Source organism: Acinetobacter sp. MF4640 (genome assembly GCF_002018895.1).
Lineage (GTDB): Bacteria > Pseudomonadota > Gammaproteobacteria > Pseudomonadales > Moraxellaceae > Acinetobacter > Acinetobacter johnsonii.
Genome location: NZ_MVOM01000136.1, coordinates 1 through 863 on the forward strand (window position 1 = coordinate 1; position 863 = coordinate 863).

1 pseudogene is annotated in these 863 nt (G+C 37.9%); it reads left to right on the plus strand.

From position 1 onward, the window contains the following. Positions 1-863, plus strand: a pseudogene (locus MF4640_RS18785) (IS3-like element ISAba22 family transposase); the annotation flags it as partial.

Consider the following 863-nt stretch of genomic DNA (forward strand, 5'->3'; position numbering starts at 1 on the left):
AAATTAATTGAAGCCAATCAAGGCAATGTCTCGGAAACAGCTAGACAACTTAGCATTTCAATGCAAACTCTTTCAAATTGGAATACCAAAGCAAAGGCTGGAACTTTAGCAGGTACAAAACAGTATTCACCTGATCTAAACGCTCTACTCGAAGAAAATAAAAAACTCAAACAACAGCTCAAAATAGCTGAAATGGAACGTGAATTTTTAAAAAAGGCAGCAGCGTACTTTGCCAAAGAAAGTCAGTAAGGTACGCCTATATGAAACAAAAAAGATATTCTTTTCCAATTACCTTAATGGCTCGATTACTTCATGTTTCAGTTTCATGTTTTTATGATTGGCTCAAGAGAGGCGTGAGCAAAAGAACGATTCAACGAAATCAACAGACGATATTGGTGAAAATAGCCCATGAGGAGACAAGGCAGAGCTATGGTTATATTCGATTAACCAAATACTTACAAGCTCAGGGTATAAAAATGAGTATGTACGCTGTACGTCAGATAAAAGCGCTGAACCACCTGTATTGTAAGCGACACAAGCGTTTTAAAAGGACTACGAATAGTGACCATAATCGAGCGATCTATGAAAACCTGCTGGAGCAACAATTCTCAATGACTAGACCAAATCAAGCATGGTCAAGTGATATTACGTACATATGGACTGTTGAAGGATGGCTGTATTTAGCAGCGGTAAAAGACCTTTACACAAAGCAAGTGGTTGGCTATAGCTTAAATGAGCGCATGACAACACAGCTTGTTTGTAATGCGCTAAATATGGCTATTCACAATCAAAAACCAACCAAAGAACTGATTGTGCATTCAGACAGAGGAAGTCAATATTGCAGCCATGAATATCGAAATATA